Genomic DNA, 19,722 nt, shown 5'->3' with positions numbered 1-19,722 from the left:
TATATGGCAGCACTGGAACTCGATAAAAAATGGACCATGCCTCTCAGAGGATGGTCTCAAGTCTATTCTCAGATCGCTATATTGTTTGAGGATAGGATACAGTGAAAATTGAACTTACACAGTTAGTGAGACAGTCTCGCAAGAGTTATCGTTTTCTGCAAACGGTTGCCCATATTGTCATAGACATACTCCTCAACCGTGCCGTCTTCATATGTAACTTTCGTAATCTGGTCAGCATTATCGTAATCGTACTGAATCGTTTCTGTGACAGCAAGGATAGAACCGTTAGACAATAGGAAGACAAATATGATGAGAGCCAAGACATTTTTAATTAAATTCATTCTCATTCAATATAAACCCACCCTCTTGTGGAATACATATTCATTATGGGAAGTGTTCCTCTGGCTTTTAACTCTCAATAGGCGCCGTATTCCATCATTTGAATTTAATTACCTGAAGTAACGACAATAAACCAAAAACAATAAATACTAAACCTATTAATAGAAATCCAATTTGATAACCTTTTTCGCTAAAATGTACATGTGAAAGTTTGTAATAGAATTCTGCGGTTCTACGGCCAAACGCTTTATGAAAGATTACAAATAGCACCCCCGCCATTACAATTATGGTAACTCCAATAGTGTTAATCATGATCTATTTCATGCCCTATTATTTGCATTTCTCTTTATCTGTCCATGGCCATTCCCACGGTTCCCAGACATAATACCCTGTACCAGAGAATCCTGGAGTCACAAAACCAATCTCCCAGAATGCGCCTCCTTCTTCACCAAAACTGTACCCTACTTGCCCCCCCACCCCAATATCCACCTTGTAAACCTACATTCCATCTTACATCAGATCAGAAGGGGACCATGTCACAGAAACACCCCAGGAGGTGAAACGACTCCACCACCAGCGTACGGATAAATACCTTCTGAACCAATTAAAACCCCGCCTGTTCCGCCACCCCAGTATCCGAGTGAAACATTTACATCGACGTACCATAAACCAAGCGGGTCTCTGAAGTTCACGGGATTATTTCCGACAAACCCACAAAGACCGATCCCACATATTCCACCTAATGTTCTATATCTGTTTCTCATTTATCCGTTTTTTGGGTAGGCTCCTTTGATATTTTGTTTTCGTCAATCAAGAACCAATTACACGCATAATTATTTGTTACCTTTTGAATCACTTTTTCATTTATTGTGCTAACAAGATAAAGAGGCTTACTTGCTATATCGCTCTTTTGTTTCACAGCAATAAATTCGCTATTATTAGACCACCTGATTATTGGATCAACTGATTTCGGGCCAAAAAAACTGATTAACGAGATACGATTCTTATTTTGTATGTTATAAAGAATAATTCTTTCATTAATTAACCCGAACGACACAAACGCTATTTTAGTGCCATCAGGAGATACAGAAGGGAAATCCCCTTTAATGTATAGAGATGTTATGTTTCCGTCTGCATACTTATGAATCTCTCCACTTGTTGCTGTAAAATAAATGTTATCTTGATGGACGGAAAAATAAGGGCTACTACATTCAGCTATATTTAATTTCTCTATCCCTTTTGTTTTCCTATTAAGTCTATAAATAAAAGCGAGAGATTGTTGTTTGTTTATAGGGCGGTTTTTGTCATATTTGTAGGCGCTAAAATAAATAACTCCGTCATCAACGTATCCAATCTGCCACGGCAGTTGATCTCTTCCAAGATTTTCTTTTAAGTCGGAGATGGTATGTGTATTTCGTAATAGCAAATTGGTAGATTTAATTCTATCGTTATCTATGTAGAAGAAATCTTCCTTAAAAAGATATCCTCTCTGAATATCTCCAAGCCACATTTTGTCGGTAAGTTTCTCATATTGCTGACCTGCATATATTTTTACTTCACCATTACACCTGAATACAACTAAATTTGGTATTGATGATGCCTGCACAATATCGTCGCTAACAGAAAAAAAAGCTATTATCATAAAAATAGCAAGATATAGAGTAAAACTACATTTATTTATTGACATTGCTTCTCCTCAGGATTTAGGACCTCTCTAATTGTACAATCAACAAAAGATATACAATTATTTCCTAACACACTATAGTTTTCATCTGTAAAGCGAGGTTCATTACCTGCAGCGGCATTTCTAAGGTAGCCGAGCATAGCTTGGTCGTATTCATCGCCTTCATAAATCACTACTTCATGACTGCCCCAACCATAATCACTTTGGTTTTCTCTCCGGACACCTTCTTTACCAAAACCATATATTTGTCCGTTCACATTAATAGCAGTGTGGTAGCCTACTGGCCATGCACCTCCTGCTAAGGGTCTCCACATTTGCGTTATTTTCAACCCCCATGGATCAATCCAGTTCACTGCCGAGTTCCCCACCATCCGATATAAGTTTATATCGCTCTGCTCACTCAACGGATCTCTTGTCATCCATTTGCCGATAGCTGGATTGTTGAAACGATAACCGTAATATAAAAGGCCGGTTTGTTCATCATATTGCTTAGTAGAAAATCTAAATGGTTGGTCAAGCGTTCCGGTCCTTTTCAACAATCTTCCAAACACATCATATCTGTAACTGGCAACCAAGTTTTGTGTACTATCTACCAAAGCGCTCACATTTCCTTTTCCGTCGTAAAGGTAGAAATAATTCTGTCCGCTTTGCTTGAGGCTTAATAATCCTCCAATACCTCCTCCTAAATTCAATCCCCACGTATATTCACGTGTAATTGCATTGCTTACATCTCTCTCTTGAACAGGCAGAAATCCCGCGCCTACAAATCGAGTATCACTTACCAATGTGCTATTCTTAAATTTTGTCATTTCAAACTATTGAGCCAAAGATAAAGAAAAATATACCCCCTAAAAAGAAAAACAGTGCAATTTTTACTAAACGTTTATCCTGTTTGTTTAGTTCAATTATCGCGGAACGGAAAAAACCATGTCGGATCTGATATTTTGCTCCCACAAATGCAATGCAGATAGCTGATATTATCCAACAAATTGCCCCGATCCAATTTAGCATTTCAGAAGCATTGCATTAGGATTCCTTTTTTGTCTTATCACGGAGTTGCGCTTACCGCGATATAAAGCTTAATGGAGTCACTAAGTCGTTTCAATTCCATGTCCGGCTCTAAAACTGTTAGTTTCACAGCAAGATCATTTTTATATTTCCCTTGCAACGGAACATCAAAGTTAAACAGGACAATTTCTTTATAATGGGTCATATCATTTTGAACGTACCTTGCTTGCTCCATTGAGGTTATTATGCTGTCAAATAGAAACTTGTCCCTCCAGAAAAATTCAACTTTTATTTTTCCTTTAAATTTATATGTTGACTCTATCCCGTTCTTCTCAATTAAAAATCCTATCTCGTATGTATCGAGATACGCAGGTTTAACAGAATATGACTTGGTAAAACCTTGCTCGTAAAACGAAAAATCATCAAGTGCTACAGGTTGATATAAATCTTTCGGGGCAATTGTTATATTTATAAGGTGTCTTAGGCCGATAGGGAACGGAATAAAGCCCTTAATCAATTTAAATAACAATCCCGACATAAGAATTAAAACTAAAATGCTTATGATAATCATATTCTTTTCCCTCAATGCAAAAAATAATCCTGCGATAAGAATTAAAACTAAAATGCTTATGATAATCATATTTCTTTTCCTTGTCTTTTCTCCTGATAGAAATCTATCTTTCTCTTTTTAAACTCTCATATTCTTGACGTAGGCTGTCAGCCCAATCCTGACAATTATTCTTTTTCCAAGGCAAATTGGAATATTCTCTGTCTTTAATATTTTTCAACGCTTTTCTCATAAGATCGTCATCATAATGCTTGTTTTCATATCTATATCCCTTTCCTGCTGGATCCTCTGAAAATCTCCCCTTAAGGCCAAAACCAATATTCTCTCCTGTACCGTCTTCGAAAAACCCATGTTCATGAGAAAGTTCAGTATTAAAATAATCATCAATAGGATTACTTGATGCGCCCGTAATCCACGGCAACCCACTCAATGGACGTTTTCCAAAATAAAATAATCCTCGTGGATCAATAAAGTTGACCGGATTATTTCCCACAAATTGGGATAGGTTTATCCCCCCAACTTCTCCCAGAGGATCTCTTGTCATCCATTTTCCAATTGTAGGATTATAAAATCTATAACCATAGTATGGTAGCCCCGTTTGTTCATCATAGTATTTTGTAGAGAAGCGATAAGGCTGATTCAGTATCCCTGTCTTCTTAAGTGGCCTACCGAACACATCATAGCGATATGAAGCAACAATATTCTGACTACCGTCTATCAGTGCTGAAACATTCCCTTTCCCATCATAAAGATAGTTGTAGTTCGCTCCTCCCTGCTTGAGATTAAGTAGCCCCCCGATACCGCCGCCAAGATTCAGCCCCCAAGTATATTCTCTTGTAATTGCATTGCTTGCATCTCTCTCTTGAACTGGCAGAAAATCCGCTTTTACAAACCGTGTATCACTGACAAGAATTCCATTTTCAAACTTCTTTACCTGAGCCAGTATGCTATCTCCAGCATAAAAATATTCCGTCCTGTGAATAACGTTTCCGTTATCAGTATATTGAATGTTCTTTAAACGATTATCTGCATCATACGCTGCGGTAAACTGATATCCATCAGGCGTATACCCCTGCGTCATGTTTCCGTCTTCGTCATAAGTAAACGCCTGTGCAGGATTTGTAGAGCTTAAAAGCTGATTGAGCTTGTTGTAGCTATAAGTTTTCTGCCCTGCGGTAAACGAATCAAGAGCCGTTCCGGTAGTTATTGTCTCTGCACCAATCAAATCAAGATTGTTGTAGGTAAAAACATGCTTGTTGATTATCTCCTGTGTAGATTTTTTATTGGTGATCTCTGTCAGCCTCTTTAACGGATCATTGTATAGATATTCCGTGATGCTGCCGTTCGGCCTTGTCAGTGTCTGAATAAGCGGATTGACGCCTGCGTAGCCATAGGTGAAAGTGCTTGATCCTGTTTGAATGGTTGTGAGTCTACCGAGAGAATCATAACCGTAATTTATCGCCTGCCCCAACTGCGGTATCAATATCTTCAACTGATCAAGTTCATCGTATCCATACGTGATGGTGTCATCCGCCAACGGGCCGTCTACACTGATAAGTCTGTTATTGTCATCATATCCGTAATCATGCAAACCAATTCCGTCGGTCATTGTCTCTACACGGTCGTAATCATCATATGTAAATGTAACGTCAGGCGTTGTATCAGAGTAGTTAATCGAAAGAGGGTTGTGGTTTGCGTCATATGTATAGCTCTTCGCTATGTTCCTCGAATTTGTGAATTTCGTCAGCAGTCCCGCCGAGTCATAAGTATATTTTGCAACCTTTCCATCGGCATAGGTTTTCCTGGTCATGCGGTTATCATTATCATATTCAAAGGTATTAACACTGTTGTTTGTATCATTGAATTTGATCAGATTCCCGTTGGCATCATAATCATATTTCATTATTCCGCCATCAGGATTAACGACCTCGGTAAGGCGTTTAAGGGAGTCGTATTTATAGGTAGTAACTCTACCGGAGCGGTCCGTTATAGTGTCTATTAAATGCGGGCAGCAGCCTGAATAGGTATAGCTTGTGAATTTGTCGTCAGGGTATGTAATCTTCGTGACATTGTTGAGGTTGTTGTAATCATAAATGAGTGTAAGCCCGGCATCATCGGTTCGTGTCCTTACCCTGTCTGCGTTGTCATGGGTGAAAGATGAAACTGTATTCCCATTCCTTTTTATTTCCATAAGCTCATGCTTCACCGGGTCATAGGTCATTTCCATTGCTGTCTCGACCGATGTTCCCGTTGCCTGGGTAATCGCAGTCAATTGTCCATATGAGTTGTAGTTAAACTCAGTTACATTGCCAAGCCTATCCGTAATAGTTGCAATATCATGAGTGCTGCCATTATACGTGAAGGTCTTAAGAAGAATATTGTCGTCTTCAGGCGTACTGCTTAAATTATATTTAATTTCCTGAACGTCTATATTGTTTGGGTAATAGTTAAATGTTGTGATATTGTCTTTCGCATCAGTAAAGGCTGTGATGCGGCCTTTACTGTTGTAGACATAGTTGACTGCATGCCGACGGGGATCTTTTATGCTTGTCCGGTTGCCGTATGGATCGTTATAACCATATTCAACATATCCGCCTTCCGGATAGAGAATTTTGTAAATTTCTTCTCTCGGCGATGTCTCTGTATAAAAATATGTGATCTTCGGGGTATTAACTTTGAAATTATTCATTGACTGGCTTTCCCACGTTATATAATCTCTTGGACTTACATACCACCCGTAACCGCTCCCTCCGTAATAGAAATATTCTTCTTTGCCGCCCAAAGGGTTTGTGACTGTAATTCTGTAATTCTCCCACATCAAATCTCCCGGGGGCGGATAATTATCAGCATTGGCAGGAATCCCGTCTGCCGGTTCTATATAAAAATCCCATCTGCCTCTGGTGTTTTCAATGCTCGTAAGGTATACATTTACATCATAAGTGAAGCTCGACCAGTAACCGCCCATATCCGTTATTTTGGTAAGATTGCTATTGGTGTCATATTCAAAAGTTGCAGAACGCCCGAACGGGTCATCCGCACGCTCGACCAAGCCATTGCCATTATAAGTCAGCACTGTAATCTTGCCGGATGCATCTGTAATTGTCGTCAACTGAACATTGTTGTTATATCCGAAAGTCAGCTTCTGATTGTATGCGTCTTTGATCTCGACCAGAAACGGCTGGAGTGAGCTTGTGCCCTGAGGGATATTATAGACATAAACCGCGCCGTCAGAGAAGGCAAGCTCAAAGTGGTTCTCAGCTATTTTTGTAAGAGTATTGAAAACGCCATATGGCTTTGTATAGCCGCCCTGATAGTCTATCGCATACACATCACGCCTGCCGTCAGGCATAAAGATTGTGACATTCCCACCGGTATCGACTACGAGATAGCTTGCATAATTGAACTGCCACTTGTTGCCGAATGGTTCATATTGGGCAATAGAAGACTGAGAATTATAGCTCAACTGGATTTTTACGGGAGGGCCTATTTTAGGTGTATACCACATCGGCGTATCTGTCATGAACAGGTTCATATTTATCATATTTACATTCCAGACAGGAGCGCCGTTGGAACATTCGTCATTCTGCGGGCCTCCTGCATCTTCCTGTGGATCTCCCATATCGTCTTCCGATCTTGGCACCCCACAGCAGCCGCCGTAAATCTGCTCCATCTCTTTTCCAGTCAGTCGGATACCAGGAAGAATTATCTTATTCGAGAATACGAGCGCATTTCCGCTCCATTCACTTGTGAATTCTTCAACGCTCTGACCAAATCTCATGCCTGACTGCGGATCAAAGAGTCTTAAATTATCTCCGACGACTTTTTCCAATATCCAGTAATGTCCGCTGTCGCCTTCATTTTTTCTATTAACATGAATGATTGCGGGCAAAGGAAGACTGTTGAGTTCTAATGGAGAAACCCTGATGGCTGCAAGATCATATCCGTACTTTTAAGCAATATTCGATAGGTTTTTTATGCTGTGACCTTGAAGACTTTCGGGAAGCATCTCGATTACCTTGCGTGCCTCTGCCTTCCTGCCGTCTTTTTCCAGCATATAGGCAAGAGCCTGTGTCCCGCAGTTCAACATTGCAAGCTGGTTTGATGAATACCTGCTTAATCTCTGAATCCAGTGAGATGCATAGGTACGGTCACGCCAGTCCAAGCTCTCTTTTTTCAATTCACTGAATAATCGCTTTGCTTCCGTAAAATTATTTTGATAGACCTTCAAAATCCCGAGACGCGTCTTGGCCTTGTTCATCAAGATCTTTGCGCCTTCATGGTCTTTGCCTTTGTTTTGATTAAGTAACCAGTTGAAACTCTCTTCTGCCTCAGTGTATCTGCCGTTATAAGTCGCGTCACATCCTGTATGCAAAACCGCCTCAGACGCCCATGGACTGTCAGGATAATCCTGAACATGTTTTTTGAACATCTTCGCTGCTTCTTTATAATTATGTTTGTTCCATTCCTGAATTGCCTGGCCAAAGGAAAGATTGATAGTTTTATTACGAGCGAGTTTCTCTTTTACTGCAACGGCATTGCCGTTTGCAGCCATTGTGCTTTGAAGGAGACTACTCTCATCAAGCTGAATATCATCAGTCGGATAGAGTTGTCCGCCAAGCTGACCGGCAGCCATCAATTCTTCTGTTGTGGGTATGCGGGAAAAATCAAGAGGTTTTACTGAATGTTTAATTGTGGGTATCTTAGTTGCTGCAAATAAATTAGTGGAAGCAAATAATAAAATGCTCAGTATATATAATGCTAAGAAAGCCCTTTTTGATTTCCCCTTCTCGTGCATATAAATAACCGACTTTTGATAAAAAGCTTCTGCTTTACTCTCGTCAAAAGATAAAGCTTTTAAATAAAGAACATCTCTTTTGAGCCCACTTTTTTACCGAATGCAAACAATTCAAAACAGGTTGGTTGGATAATTAAAACATAATCTCTTTCGGTTGGTCAAGGAAATTTTTCAGGAATGTGAGGTTTATTTTCTATCTGCGCAAAATTTAACCGCGCATTTGATCAGCCCATCAGCCCACTCAGGCGCGCCGATGGCGTGAAGATGAGTGTACGTTGCGAATACATTTTTATAGCACAACCCGTCTTCATTATCAACAACTCCTTTGCCACGCTTCATTCTGAAAGCAAAGTGTATTTTATCTTTCTCTATTTCGATCACCCGCGAATAGTGAAATTCATGCCCTTTGAGAACTGTTCCAACCTGATAGAACGGGTTTGTTTTTTCAACCTCAACAATTGTATAACCGTGCGCATGCGGTCTTCTCTCTAAATCAAACACTACCGGCAGAGCGCCCACCATGGGGTACGTCTTGTTATCTAAAATAAGGCCCTTGCCAAGATACATTAGACCGCCGCACTCGGCATATACCGGAAGCCCGTTCTGGATTGCGCTGTAAAGCGCGTTCCTGAAGCCCACATTTTCAGCCAGGGCGATCGCGTGTGTCTCAGGGAACCCGCCGCCGATATACAGGGCATCGATATCAGGGAGTTTGGTTTCTCTCAGAGGACTCACCTCTATCAGGCTCGCGCCTCTTTTTTCAAGCTCCTCAAAATTCTCCTGATAGTAAAATTGAAACGCGGAGTCGCGGATAATGCCGATCTTAACAGAAGCGGGGTTGGGGGTTGGGGGTTGGGGGTTAGTAAAAATCCCCAGCGGTGCAACCTCGTTAGCAATCTTCAACACACTGTCAATGTCAATATACTTCTCCCCGATCTCAGCGACAAGGGCGAGTGATTCTTCAACGCCTTTGGTCTCCTGAAATGGAGTGAGCCCCATGTGTCTTTCGGGAAACGGGTCATTCTTCAGTCTTGGTATTACGCCGACAACAGGCAGGCCGCACCTCTCATTTATTGCCTTCCTGATCACCGACTCCTGTCTGGCGGTTGCTACCCTGTTCAGGACAACGCCGCCGATGGGGACTTTTTCATCCATCTTCTGACAGCCTAAAACCATAGCGGCAACTGTGTTGGTGGCTTTGGTGCAATCAACAATTAGTATCACCGGTGCGTTTAACAGCTTGGCAAGCTCTGCCGTGCTGTAAGTGCCTTCATGGTCAACCCCATCATATAGTCCCCGGTTGCCCTCGATGACAGCGATGTGCGTTGAGGATATAGTTGTATTCTTCATGCCGTCATTCCGGGCCTGACCCGGAATCCAGTCTTTTAATTCTCTGGATTCCCGCTTTCGCGGGAATGACGCCTCAGTGCTTTTATTATCATTTGTAAATTTTTTTCTCGCGCATATCTGGGACGTATGCTCTATAAACGACTGTAGCGCTTGTTCAGGAGACATCATGAACAGGTCTAAGTTGTAGCATGATACGCCAGCAGCCTTTGCCAGCCAGCCCGCGTCAATATAATCGGGGCCTTTTTTGAAGGGAGTAACTGTTAAACCTTTTTTCCTTAGTAATGCGACAAGGCATAAAGAAAGGATAGTCTTTCCGCTCCCCCCCCGAAGACCGGAAACAACTATCCTTGGTATTGAGTAACTAACTGATTCAGTCATTGAGTTATTAAGTGTAAGTATAGATTTGCTGCATCCGTTATCAACTAAGTTATTATATTTCTTTTACTGGATCGTTAATAACTTAATGACTTATTGTCTCAATGATCTACTTAATGAGGCCTTTTTCCCTCAAGTATTCTTCGCTCGGGATCTCCACTGAACTGGCTCCGCCGCCGTAAGAATACATGAGTCTGCCGATATCAATCATTCCGCGAAGGGCTTTTTTTACATTATCAGGGGCCTCTGCGGTCTCTTCCGCAAGCGCCTTGATAACATCTTTTTCTTTCAGTTTCTTTTTGCCCTTCATCTTTTCCATGAAAGCGAAGATTTTATCCTGTAATTCTGCTGTTTCCATATCCTCACCTCTTTCTATTTTTTTTTGTAGGGGCGGGTTTGAAACCCGCCCCTACATACGATTTTTACTTTGAATACTTAAATGCTGCAGTGGTCCTGAATGTGTCTCTTGCGAATGTGAAATCGTCAATGTGCTGGAAGGTGAACTGAATGCCTGTAAGGTTGAAGAACCCTTCCCATCCGATTCTCTCTATCCATTCACCGACCCTCTCATGCTTTCTGGCATGTTGTTCATATGTCTCAAGGATGCTCCTGATAGCAGCAACAACCTTGGGCCACCTTGGAGGTTCGTTGTAAAAGAACGGGATAGCAAGCTTCGAGAACTTAGGCGGGGTCCTGAGGTTCCCTATCTTTCCGCCTATCACTATTGCAACACCGTCTTCTTCCGGCTTGTGGATGTCAATCGGAGGACATACCGTGAAACAGTTTCCACAGTACATGCATTTGTCTTCATTGATTATGACCGATTTGTCTTTCGGATTCGGTCTGATCGCCGATGTCGGGCATGATGCAATGGTTGTCGGAATTTCACATACCTTATTCACCATCTCATGATTGATCGTCGGCACTTTCCTGTGCACGGCAACAACCGCTATGTCAGAGCAATGGACCGCGCCGCACATGTTAACGCAGCATGCAACTGCGAGTCTGACCTTGTTCGGCAGCTCTTTTGTGGTGAAGTATTCAAAGAGATCATCCATGATCGCTTTAACTAATCCGGATGCATCAGTACATGCGCTGTGGCAGTGTACCCATCCCTGAGTATGGACGATATTGCTGATCCTCGGCCCGATTCCGCCGATTGCATATTTTCTTGCCTTCAGGTCGGCCACGAGCGGATCCAGCTTGCTCTGGTCTGATACGAGGAACTCCACGTTGTTTCTTGTTGTAAAACGGAGATACCCGTCACAGTATTTTTCCGCGAGATCACAGATTTCACGGATGGTTTCAGTGCTTAAGATTCTCGGTGAACCGCATCTTACGGTAAAGAGCTTGTCACCGCTTTCACCTACATGGACCATTGTGCCGCCGCTTAATACTTCATGATATTTCCATTTGCCGTAATTCTTCTTTATTACGGGCGGAATGAACTGATCATATTTTGGTGGTCCAATGTCTGTTTGTCTTTTGGGTAATGCCATTGTTATTCCTCCTTTTATTTATTAATAATCACTTATCTATCTTTTGAAATCGCTTTCAGACCAGAAGAAGAACGGATCTTTCCTCGGCTCTTTCACCTGCTGAGGCTGAGGTGGTACGCCGATGTGCTCAAGGAAAGGCCTCATGCCTTTTGATTCAAGCAGCTCGCCTATTCTTTCTCTCGGCTTTGCGTTATCATCCCACCATTCGATCATGCTGCGGATGAGTGTCTTCAATTCTGTGTAGGGCGCCTCTAATTTAATAAAGGGAACGATGACCCATGAAAGCAGGGAGCCGACAACGATAGGGGCCTTGCTGCCCATCAAAAGGGTCGCGCCTTTTTCTTTGCCGGGCCTGAGGGCCTTTGTCATTTTAGCTATGCAATGCATGCACCTGTTGCATTCAACGTCATTTATTTTCAACTCGCTGCCGTTAAAGCTCATGCATTCTGTCGGGCACATTTCCACAATCTCTTTCTGGATGTTCATGCCCGAGCTTGCATATTTCTTCACTTCAGCCTGATCGATCTGGATATTGCCTTTCCATGTTCCGATGATGGACAAGTCTGCGCGGGCAATAGCCGCAACACAGTCAACGGCGCATCCGGCTGTCTTGATCTTGAATTTGTACGGGAAAGCAGGCCTGTGAAGTTCATCCTGGAATTCCTGTGTAAGTTCATATGTAATATCGAGCGTGTCGATATTGGACCACTCGCAACGGCCTGGTCCTACGCAGCAGCTCGGTGTCCTCATTGCCGAACCTGAACCGCCGAGGTCCCATCCGCGTGATGAATACTCTGCAAAGATGGCTTCAAGGTTTTCTGTGGTTGTTCCCAGAAGGACCAGGTCGCCTGTGGAGCCGTGCACATTGGTAAGTCCGCTTCCGTACTTGTCCCAGATGTCACATATCATTCTTAATGACTCTGCTGTGTAGAAGAAACCGCTGGTCTGGTTAATTCTTACAGTGTGGAAATGCGCGATGCCGGGAAATTCTTCAGGAAGGGAGGAATATCTTCCGATAACTCCGCCCCCGTAACCGAGAACGCCGACGATACCGCCGTGTTTCCAGTAGCCGCGTTTTGTCCTGTATGACTTTTCAAGCTGGCCCAATTCGTCTTCCGCCATCGGGCTTTTCTTCGCAGCCTTTTTTATTTCTGTTACGAAACTCGGCCACGGTCCTTTTTCCAGCTCGTCCAACATTGGTGTTTTGTACTTACCGCTCATGTATACCTCCTTCTTGATTTTGCCCTTGTATAGTTACAAGAGAAATTTGTACAGTGTTTTTAATCTAAGAGTCCCTTCGGTCTTAGTATTTTTTCTCAATTCAGGGGTAGAATAGAAAAAATGGTTAACCATATTAAAACAACTTTCTTTTGGCCGTCAAATAAAAAAATTTAATCAAAACATCATCGATGCTTATTTTTGAAGGGACAAAGTGGCAAAGGCACACAGGCGCTAAGTCTTTTTCACCTTTGTCCCTTTGTGACTTTGTTCCTTTGCGCCCTTCCCTGTCTTCTTATAGGCCTCAAAAATCTCTTCCTTCGTCAACAAAACCTCGATCGGCAGGCCCATTGCCTCTATCTCTTCCCTTCCGCCCTCCTGCCTGTCAATGAGCACGATAACGCCCATCACTTTAAGCCCGCATTCTCTCGCCCTCAGGATGGCCTCTTTTGAAGAACCGCCGGTCGTGATAACATCCTCGACAATCAAGACCTTATCGCCTTCCCGCACATTGCCCTCTATCCACAGCATGGTCCCGTGCTTCTTCGGCGTCTTTCTTACAACAAAGGCCTCCAAAGGCCCGCCTTTTAAATACGATGTATAGGCTATTGCGTCGGCAACCGGGTCTGCGCCAAGTGTAAGCCCGCCAACGGCTTTAACATTCCATTTCTTTTTACTTTTAATCAGTCCGTAAAAAAGGTTGCCGATGAGGAACATGCCCTCGGGGTTAAGCGTTGCCGGTTTGCAGTTGAAATAGAAATTGCTCATCTTGCCCGATGCGAGCTTGAAGGTCGGCTCTTCGGTGAACTTAAATGAGCGCTCAAGGACCAGCTCTACGAGCCTTTGTTTCATTGCCTTTGATGAACGATACCTCCGCATTTATTCCTCCATGATTTCGGATTTACTTAAGTTAGCCATTCCCTCGAAAGCGGGAATATAGAGGAAAAAACTGGATTCCGGGTCAAGCCCGGAATGACAACCAACAGACTCTATTCCCCTTTCCCAACTTTCCATCCTTCAATAAGAATTAAAGCAAACACGACTGTAAATCCTATCAGCAAACCGATGACATTTACAACCCTGTAATACACAAGAAAAAAGATCGCGGTAAAAAGCATCAATAATCTCGCCATATTTAAAACGACTATCCTTGCTGTGGCCTTGTCCGGCCCGAGCAGGCCTTCAACGTTCCTCGTCAGCGCGCGCAAATTGAATATCCCGAACAACCACCCCATCAAAATCCCCAGCGGCAGTCTCCGTGATTCAATAAAGAATGAGATTGCCGCCAGAGGCAGGATGATGAAAATGCTCTTCTTAATTACCCTTTTCAGAATCTCCATTATTGTCCTTGCTGATCCTTGACGCTATCCTGAATAAAAATTTAAACCCCGCAACAATCCCGAGAAGCGTAAATACAAGTGTAAGCCACGGGAACGTTCCGAAATATCTGTCTAACAGATAGTAGCCGAGCGCAAAACCGATGAATGTGCTAATTACAAGGTTTATCCCGACCGTGCTCGCCACGCCGAGATAGCGGAAGAGCTCGCGCTTCTTCTCCTTCTCATTAGAGGGCTTCACTGGATTCATAGCGAACTTAATTTTACAGGTCTTGCTGCAAAAAGGGGGGCCTGTTTCAGAATTTCTATACGACACCTCTTAAGAAGAAGATAGTAAAGAGCATTAAGCACAGAATTATAAAAACCGCTTAGATTGTTTGAGGATAACATTTCAAATAATCTGTCGATTATAGAAATCCTGAAAGAGGTTTCCCTTTTTACTTGAAGCAATCCTGAATATTTATACAATCTACTCATTTATACCCTTTGCCCTTCTTCAGCATTTCCTTCGCGTGTTTTAATGACACCTCTGAGATCTCCCCTCCCAGCATCCGCGCAACCTCCGCGGTCCTTTCATCTTTCTCAACAGCGGCTATTTCAACAACCGTCCTGTCCTTCTTGACCTTCTTTTCAATCTTCAGGTGCCTGTCCGCGTATGACGCGATCTGTGGAAGGTGTGTTATGCAAATAACCTGGTGGCTTGCTGAAAGGTTCTTCAATTTTCTGCCGACGTTCTCCGCTGTCTTGCCGCCTACACCCGCGTCAATTTCATCAAATATGAGGACCGGGATGTTATCACCCTTTGCCATGATGCTTTTTAACGCTAACATTATCCTTGAAAGCTCTCCGCCGGATGCGATCTTAGCTAAGGGTTTGAGGTCTTCACCGACATTTGGGGATATTAGAAACTCAATACCGTCAATTCCCTTTTGCGTGGCCTTTAACCCGTCTGTGGTATCGTCGCCTTTTTCCTGCGTGATGTGAATTGAAAACCTGGTGTCGGGCATTGACAGCTCAGAGAGATGGGACACAACCTCCGCTTCTATTTTCTTTGCCGATGTCTTTCTCTTTTTTGAAAGCGTCCCCGCCTTTTCAGTCAAACTTTTCTTCAGCTCTTCAAGCTCTTTTTTCAGCGTCTCCAGTCTTTCCTCGGAATGCTGGAGCGCTTCAAGCTCGATAACGGCTTTATCTTTGTAATCGAGAATCTCCTGAATGCTGCCGCCGTATTTTCTCTTCAAGCCCTTTATCAGCTCAAGCCTTTCCTGTATTTGCTCAAGCCGTTGAGGGTCATTGTCCAGTTTCTCTTTATAGTCCCTGAGAAAATATCCCGCCTCCTCAAGCAGGGGGAGCGCGTCTTTGACAGACTTGACCGCGTCATCCGCGCGGGGGTCGATGGCCGCAATGTCCCGGAGAGAATTCAGTATGCGGGAGAGCTCCGCGATGCAGGCGGAATCAGATGAGTAAAGGGAATCGTACGCCTCATTTGCAAGTCCTGCAAGCCTGCCCGCGCTGCCCAGGAATTTCACCTCGCCGGAAAGCTCCTCTTCCTCGCCCGGATTTAATTGTGCCGTTTCAATTTCATTTATTTGATACTTGAGAAGGTCCAGCCTTTGGGCCCTCTCTTTTTCCTGCTGAATGAGTTCCTCGATCTGCCGTCTCAAGGCGCTCACTGATTCATAAACGTTCTTTACCTCTTGCCGTTCATAAAGCAGCCCGCCGAATGCGTCAAGCAGGTCAAGCTGATTGTCTGACGAAAGCAGAGACTGGTGCTCGTACTGTCCGTGGACATCGATGATGCTCTTACTGATATCGGAAAGTGTCTGCACGTTCACCATTGAGCCGTTGACGAACGCGCGGCTTTTGCCCTGCGCGGAGACGATCCTCTTGAGGATAAGACCCTCATCAATGTTGATCCCGTAGTCTGTCAGGAACTGATGCGTGGCAGGGTTCAGCAATCGCGGAGAGATATCAAAGAACGCGGCAACAACCGCCTCCTTCTCACCGCTGCGGATGGCCTCGGCAGTCGCCCTTTCACCAAGCGCCAGACAAAGCGCGTCAATGATTATGGATTTCCCCGCGCCTGTTTCCCCCGTGAGGACATTAAACCCTTCAGCGAACTCTATGTTTGCGTCATCGATAATGGAGAAGTTTTTAATATAGAGCACCCGCAGCATCGTCTATTATAAATAAGCGCCCCCGAACCCGCAACTTCTTTATTCCCCTCTCCCCTTCGGGAGATAGCGAGGGATTAAGGGGTGTGTACCACAGAGTAAGGGGAACCAATTGACTCAGGAAATGATGTGGGTTTTTTTAGCTATAAAGAGCCACATTATTGGGAGGACCTTATAGGACAATTCAAATGACCTTAGATGATGACCTGATAACAGCCGTTGATATAATTGCTAAAAAACTAAAAACAACGCGTTCTGCTTTTACCCGTAAGGCATTGAAGGATGCTATCAAGCAGGTGAATATCAACGCGCTTGAAAAAAAACATAAAAAAGGATATGAGCGTCATCCTGCCGGCAAGACAGAATTCAGCGTTTGGGAATCAGAGCTTTAAATCTTTAATTCTTGCATCCCGTTTTTCCCTTGCCTTTCTGTCCTGTAGTAAACCTGCCAAAGAAGATCTGAAAAGATTCATGACTAATTAAAAAAGGCACAGGGCCTTGCGGCTCTGCGCCTTTGTATTTTTATCCTTTTTTACCTCTTAACTGCTGCCGTAAGAATGAAGCCTGACAGTACGAGGTTGACTCCGGGGTAGATACCCCTACAAAGGAACTTTTGAAACCGCATCACTTTGTCAAGCAAGTATCAAAACAGGCCGGGGGAAAGAGGGCTGGCGTTTACTTTTCAAGAATAACATTTCCAATCTCTACGTTTCCGCTGCTTACAACTATATCGCCAATTAAGCGTGTCATGCTGCTGCCGGCTGAATAATCACAACTGTACCCTCCGTCTATAAAAACTGAAACATCCCGGTTAATGTTAAGATTCTCGGTAAGCACCACCGCACGACTCTGTATGGTGCTCCCATCCATCGCTGAGTCATAAGCAGCCTGAAGAGAAGAGCTGTAGGCAGACGCAACCCGCACCGGCTCATAATGGGGCATGAGGGGGACGAAATCACACAAGTCCTGGTTGTCTCTAATATCCAGGCACTGTTCGTATTGCTTAAAGAGGTTGATAATTTCTCCAACTGTTTTAAACTCAAGCTTCCCCTGAAGGATGAGAGGTTGCAATTCATTCTGGATTTTGTAGGCTACAGAATTAATTATCTCAGATGCAGTCCTGTTGCCTGCGCCAGGTGTTTGTGTACCATCAAGCCTCTTCCGCCATATTCTTGGAACACTTGTATCATCAGGCTCAGCAAGAAAATACCTCGTTGCATACAGTTCATATGAAGGCGTGATATAATTTCCGACAGGCTTTATCTGAAACATTTTAGTGACATCGGATGGCACCCCGGGAGTGGCTATTATGGAGGAGGATGCAACATGCCTGTAAAGATCATAGTAGTCGTATATGTCTTTGGGCTCTGCTATCCTGTATACCATCGGCGGAGGGGCCTTATCATTTATATGATTAGAAGTTTGCAGGGGAGCCCCCCAGAAAGCAAATCCCGGATTCGCATCAAACCACACCTGACTTGCTTTATATTTATCATGTGTCATCCCGCCGAGAATCTTTAGCGGTTGAGCATAGTTCATCTCCAGCATGGTATAAACTTCATCATAAGGGACGTATGTCTCATGCGCATGAGGCACGATCTCAACGTTTCCGAGTTGAAGGAGATCTGTGAAAAAGCCGGGACGGTATTTTTGAACACCTTCGATAAAGGTCCAGTCAGGCTGAAAGCTCAATGTCGCTCCGTAGCTGTTGAGCATTAGTGCGTAATCCATCATAGCATCAGCGAAATGGTTAAATACCGCTGGATTGCCATTGTAATCGGGAATAAGGGGATTGCTGTTTGGGACCCCGTTAACGTCATCTTCTTCATTGTGAATGATAAAACAGAAATATATTTTAGAGGTGATGTCATTCACTGAAGAACATATATCAGCACCTATGCCTTTTGTTACACCGCAGGTCAAGACTAAAATCATGCAAAATATTACTGTGAAGGTCTTTCGAAATAATTTACCGTGTATCATGGGTATAAAATTACAGAGGCTAATCCGTGATTAAATGAAAAGTAATATATGATTATTCTATACTTGTACGGCGCTAATAACAAGATATAATTGAACATCATCAATGTAGATTTAAAAATCTGCTGACCTTCTATGCGAATTATAAAGGGGGGGAATAGTGCTACAGCGTCTCGTGATTCTCCCTCTCATAATTCGCATCACATAGGAACGTAAAAAAATAACCTGCACGAGATAAAAAAAGGCACAGAGCTTTGCAACTCTGTGCCTTTGTAACTTTATCCTATTTTACCTCTTAACCACTGCCGTAAGAATGCAACCCTGACAGTACGAGGTTGACTCCGAGGTATGTGAAGATGACCGCTACGAAGCCGACTACCGCGAGGATCGCAACCCGCTTCCCTCTCCATCCGGCGACAAAACGCGCGTGGATATAGAGCGCGTAAACAAACCATGTTATCAGCGACCAGGTCTCTTTCGGGTCCCAGCTCCAGTACTTGCCCCATGCGCTGTTGGCCCATATCGCGCCCATTATCAGACCGCCGATCGTGAATAACGGAAAACCTATTGCGATACTCTTATATTCGATGTCCTCAAGCATCTGCGGAGTGACCGCTAACGAACCGAGGACTTTTTTCAGCCCAAGTCCAAACTGCCAGATAAGATAAATAAACGCGATACCGATAACATAACTTGCTGCCGCTACGCCGCCTGAATCGCTCCTGAATGTGGTCTTGAGGAAATGACTCTGGATCAGTTCCTTGCGTTCCTCAGCGGAAAGGCCCAGGAAATCCATCCCCATAGCGATCAGGACGACCAGGAAGATGCCGATTATTATGCTCCAGAAAATATATGTTTTCTCTTTCCTGTTTTCCGTGATCATGATTATGTACGCCGCGGCAGCGCCGAAGGACACGCCGAAAGCCGCGTATCCCAGGAAGGCCAGCAGCACGTGAAAGAGCAGCCAGTTCGACTGGAGCGCCGGCATGAGGGGCTGGATCTCTTTTGTCGTGCCGGATATGTCAATAAACAGCAGCGCGAGGGCCGCAACCGGCGTGACAAATGCGCCTAAGGAGCGGTTTTTATATTTGAACTCGATCAAAAGATGGATCAATATCAGCGACCATACAAAGAATATCAGCGACTCGTAAAGGTTTCTCAGTGGAGCGGCCCGTAAAAGAGATTCCACTAAACTCGATGTGGGATTTGACGCCACCCAGAAATCATAGGAGTGGCTCCACCTGGTTAGAAAAGCGATTGTCTGACAGACAAACCCGAATATTGTAACGGAAGTAGCGGCAAGGCCGACTGTCTTGCTCCTCGTTACAAGGTAGATTACATATACGATCATCGCGGCTATATATGCGCCTGCGGATATATCGAAAAAAAGTGAACTGC

The 19,722-nt window shown here is 43.7% G+C and carries 18 protein-coding genes; 1 reads left to right on the top strand and 17 read right to left on the bottom strand.

From position 1 onward, the window contains the following. Positions 1-122 precede the first annotated feature (122 nt). From HZB61_15315 to recN, 15 genes are all read right to left on the bottom strand, one after another. Positions 123-341 (bottom strand): RHS repeat protein, encoded by a 219-nt coding sequence (locus tag HZB61_15315; GenBank protein MBI5057978.1) that lies wholly within the window; start codon positions 339-341, stop codon positions 123-125. A 534-nt stretch (positions 342-875) separates the two neighbouring features. After that, positions 876-1,103 (bottom strand): hypothetical protein, encoded by a 228-nt coding sequence (locus tag HZB61_15310; protein MBI5057977.1) that lies wholly within the window; start codon positions 1,101-1,103, stop codon positions 876-878. Then, a complete protein-coding gene (locus HZB61_15305) occupies positions 1,100-2,026 on the bottom strand; it encodes a hypothetical protein (protein MBI5057976.1) in 927 nt (308 codons plus the stop codon). Before HZB61_15305 ends, HZB61_15310 begins: the two co-directional genes overlap by 4 nt. Beyond that, the gene (locus HZB61_15300) at positions 2,017-2,832 is read right to left on the bottom strand and encodes a hypothetical protein (protein MBI5057975.1); all 816 of its coding nucleotides are present in this window, start codon (positions 2,830-2,832) and stop codon (positions 2,017-2,019) included. Before HZB61_15300 ends, HZB61_15305 begins: the two co-directional genes overlap by 10 nt. Positions 2,833-3,071: 239 nt before the next feature. Continuing rightward, positions 3,072-3,671 (bottom strand): hypothetical protein, encoded by a 600-nt coding sequence (locus HZB61_15295; protein ID MBI5057974.1) that lies wholly within the window; start codon positions 3,669-3,671, stop codon positions 3,072-3,074. 34 nt (positions 3,672-3,705) lie between these two features. Then, positions 3,706-7,488 (bottom strand): hypothetical protein, encoded by a 3,783-nt coding sequence (locus HZB61_15290; GenBank protein ID MBI5057973.1) that lies wholly within the window; start codon positions 7,486-7,488, stop codon positions 3,706-3,708. 60 nt (positions 7,489-7,548) lie between these two features. Continuing rightward, positions 7,549-8,232: a hypothetical protein gene (locus tag HZB61_15285; protein MBI5057972.1), complete on the bottom strand. Its 684-nt coding sequence runs from the start codon at positions 8,230-8,232 to the stop codon at positions 7,549-7,551. A gap of 348 nt (positions 8,233-8,580) precedes the next feature. Continuing rightward, positions 8,581-10,122, bottom strand: coding sequence for a cobyrinate a,c-diamide synthase (locus HZB61_15280; protein MBI5057971.1), 1,542 nt, complete (start codon positions 10,120-10,122; stop codon positions 8,581-8,583). A 106-nt stretch (positions 10,123-10,228) separates the two neighbouring features. Then, a complete protein-coding gene (locus HZB61_15275; GenBank protein MBI5057970.1) occupies positions 10,229-10,477 on the bottom strand; it encodes a hypothetical protein in 249 nt (82 codons plus the stop codon). Positions 10,478-10,541: 64 nt separating this feature from the next. Continuing rightward, positions 10,542-11,618 carry a dissimilatory-type sulfite reductase subunit beta gene (gene dsrB / locus HZB61_15270; GenBank protein MBI5057969.1) on the bottom strand — a complete coding sequence of 359 codons (1,077 nt, stop codon included), beginning with the start codon at positions 11,616-11,618 and terminating at the stop codon, positions 10,542-10,544. 36 nt (positions 11,619-11,654) lie between these two features. Next, positions 11,655-12,839, bottom strand: coding sequence for a dissimilatory-type sulfite reductase subunit alpha (dsrA, locus tag HZB61_15265; GenBank protein MBI5057968.1), 1,185 nt, complete (start codon positions 12,837-12,839; stop codon positions 11,655-11,657). Positions 12,840-13,070: 231 nt separating this feature from the next. Beyond that, a complete protein-coding gene (gene pyrE / locus HZB61_15260; protein MBI5057967.1) occupies positions 13,071-13,688 on the bottom strand; it encodes an orotate phosphoribosyltransferase in 618 nt (205 codons plus the stop codon). A gap of 137 nt (positions 13,689-13,825) precedes the next feature. Next, a complete protein-coding gene (locus HZB61_15255; protein MBI5057966.1) occupies positions 13,826-14,176 on the bottom strand; it encodes a hypothetical protein in 351 nt (116 codons plus the stop codon). Further along, positions 14,151-14,423, bottom strand: coding sequence for an AtpZ/AtpI family protein (locus HZB61_15250; GenBank protein ID MBI5057965.1), 273 nt, complete (start codon positions 14,421-14,423; stop codon positions 14,151-14,153). Before HZB61_15250 ends, HZB61_15255 begins: the two co-directional genes overlap by 26 nt. A 223-nt stretch (positions 14,424-14,646) precedes the next feature. After that, complete coding sequence (recN, locus tag HZB61_15245; GenBank protein MBI5057964.1) at positions 14,647-16,338, bottom strand: DNA repair protein RecN; 1,692 nt, start codon at positions 16,336-16,338, stop codon at positions 14,647-14,649. 194 nt (positions 16,339-16,532) lie between these two features. Between recN and HZB61_15240 the strand changes: the two genes are divergently transcribed. Beyond that, positions 16,533-16,736, top strand: a complete 204-nt coding sequence (locus HZB61_15240; GenBank protein ID MBI5057963.1) for a CopG family transcriptional regulator — start codon at positions 16,533-16,535, stop codon at positions 16,734-16,736. 283 nt (positions 16,737-17,019) lie between these two features. Here HZB61_15240 and HZB61_15235 read toward each other — a convergent pair whose 3' ends face one another. Both HZB61_15235 and ccsB read right to left on the bottom strand, forming a co-directional pair. Next, on the bottom strand, positions 17,020-18,279 hold the full coding sequence (locus HZB61_15235; GenBank protein MBI5057962.1) for a hypothetical protein: 1,260 nt from the start codon (positions 18,277-18,279) through the stop codon (positions 17,020-17,022). Positions 18,280-18,619: 340 nt separating this feature from the next. Then, on the bottom strand, positions 18,620-19,675 hold the full coding sequence (ccsB, locus tag HZB61_15230) for a c-type cytochrome biogenesis protein CcsB (protein MBI5057961.1): 1,056 nt from the start codon (positions 19,673-19,675) through the stop codon (positions 18,620-18,622). Positions 19,676-19,722: the final 47 nt, after the last annotated feature.

The sequence above is a fragment of the Nitrospirota bacterium genome (genome assembly GCA_016214845.1).
Classification (GTDB): Bacteria; Nitrospirota; Thermodesulfovibrionia; order UBA6902; family UBA6902; genus SURF-23.
Note: the sequence above shows the minus strand (reverse complement) of the source record. Positions and strands in the feature narration are given on the sequence as shown.

Bases quoted from the DNA above. Each gene is read 5' to 3' on its own strand.
- dsrA (MBI5057968.1), bottom strand. From the start codon at position 12,839: ATGAGCGGTAAGTACAAAACACCAATGTTGGACGAGCTGGAAAAAGGA.
- HZB61_15240 (MBI5057963.1), top strand. From the start codon at position 16,533: ATGACCTTAGATGATGACCTGATAACAGCCGTTGATATAATTGCTAAA.
- pyrE (MBI5057967.1), bottom strand. From the start codon at position 13,688: ATGAAACAAAGGCTCGTAGAGCTGGTCCTTGAGCGCTCATTTAAGTTC.
- dsrB (MBI5057969.1), bottom strand. From the start codon at position 11,618: ATGGCATTACCCAAAAGACAAACAGACATTGGACCACCAAAATATGAT.
- HZB61_15280 (MBI5057971.1), bottom strand. From the start codon at position 10,122: ATGACTGAATCAGTTAGTTACTCAATACCAAGGATAGTTGTTTCCGGT.
- HZB61_15310 (MBI5057977.1), bottom strand. From the start codon at position 1,103: ATGAGAAACAGATATAGAACATTAGGTGGAATATGTGGGATCGGTCTT.
- HZB61_15305 (MBI5057976.1), bottom strand. From the start codon at position 2,026: ATGTCAATAAATAAATGTAGTTTTACTCTATATCTTGCTATTTTTATG.
- HZB61_15235 (MBI5057962.1), bottom strand. From the start codon at position 18,279: ATGATTTTAGTCTTGACCTGCGGTGTAACAAAAGGCATAGGTGCTGAT.
- HZB61_15300 (MBI5057975.1), bottom strand. From the start codon at position 2,832: ATGACAAAATTTAAGAATAGCACATTGGTAAGTGATACTCGATTTGTA.
- HZB61_15315 (MBI5057978.1), bottom strand. From the start codon at position 341: ATGAATTTAATTAAAAATGTCTTGGCTCTCATCATATTTGTCTTCCTA.
- HZB61_15275 (MBI5057970.1), bottom strand. From the start codon at position 10,477: ATGGAAACAGCAGAATTACAGGATAAAATCTTCGCTTTCATGGAAAAG.
- HZB61_15255 (MBI5057966.1), bottom strand. From the start codon at position 14,176: ATGGAGATTCTGAAAAGGGTAATTAAGAAGAGCATTTTCATCATCCTG.
- HZB61_15250 (MBI5057965.1), bottom strand. From the start codon at position 14,423: ATGAATCCAGTGAAGCCCTCTAATGAGAAGGAGAAGAAGCGCGAGCTC.
- HZB61_15295 (MBI5057974.1), bottom strand. From the start codon at position 3,671: ATGATTATCATAAGCATTTTAGTTTTAATTCTTATCGCAGGATTATTT.
- HZB61_15285 (MBI5057972.1), bottom strand. From the start codon at position 8,232: ATGGCTGCCGGTCAGCTTGGCGGACAACTCTATCCGACTGATGATATT.
- ccsB (MBI5057961.1), bottom strand. From the start codon at position 19,675: ATGATCGTATATGTAATCTACCTTGTAACGAGGAGCAAGACAGTCGGC.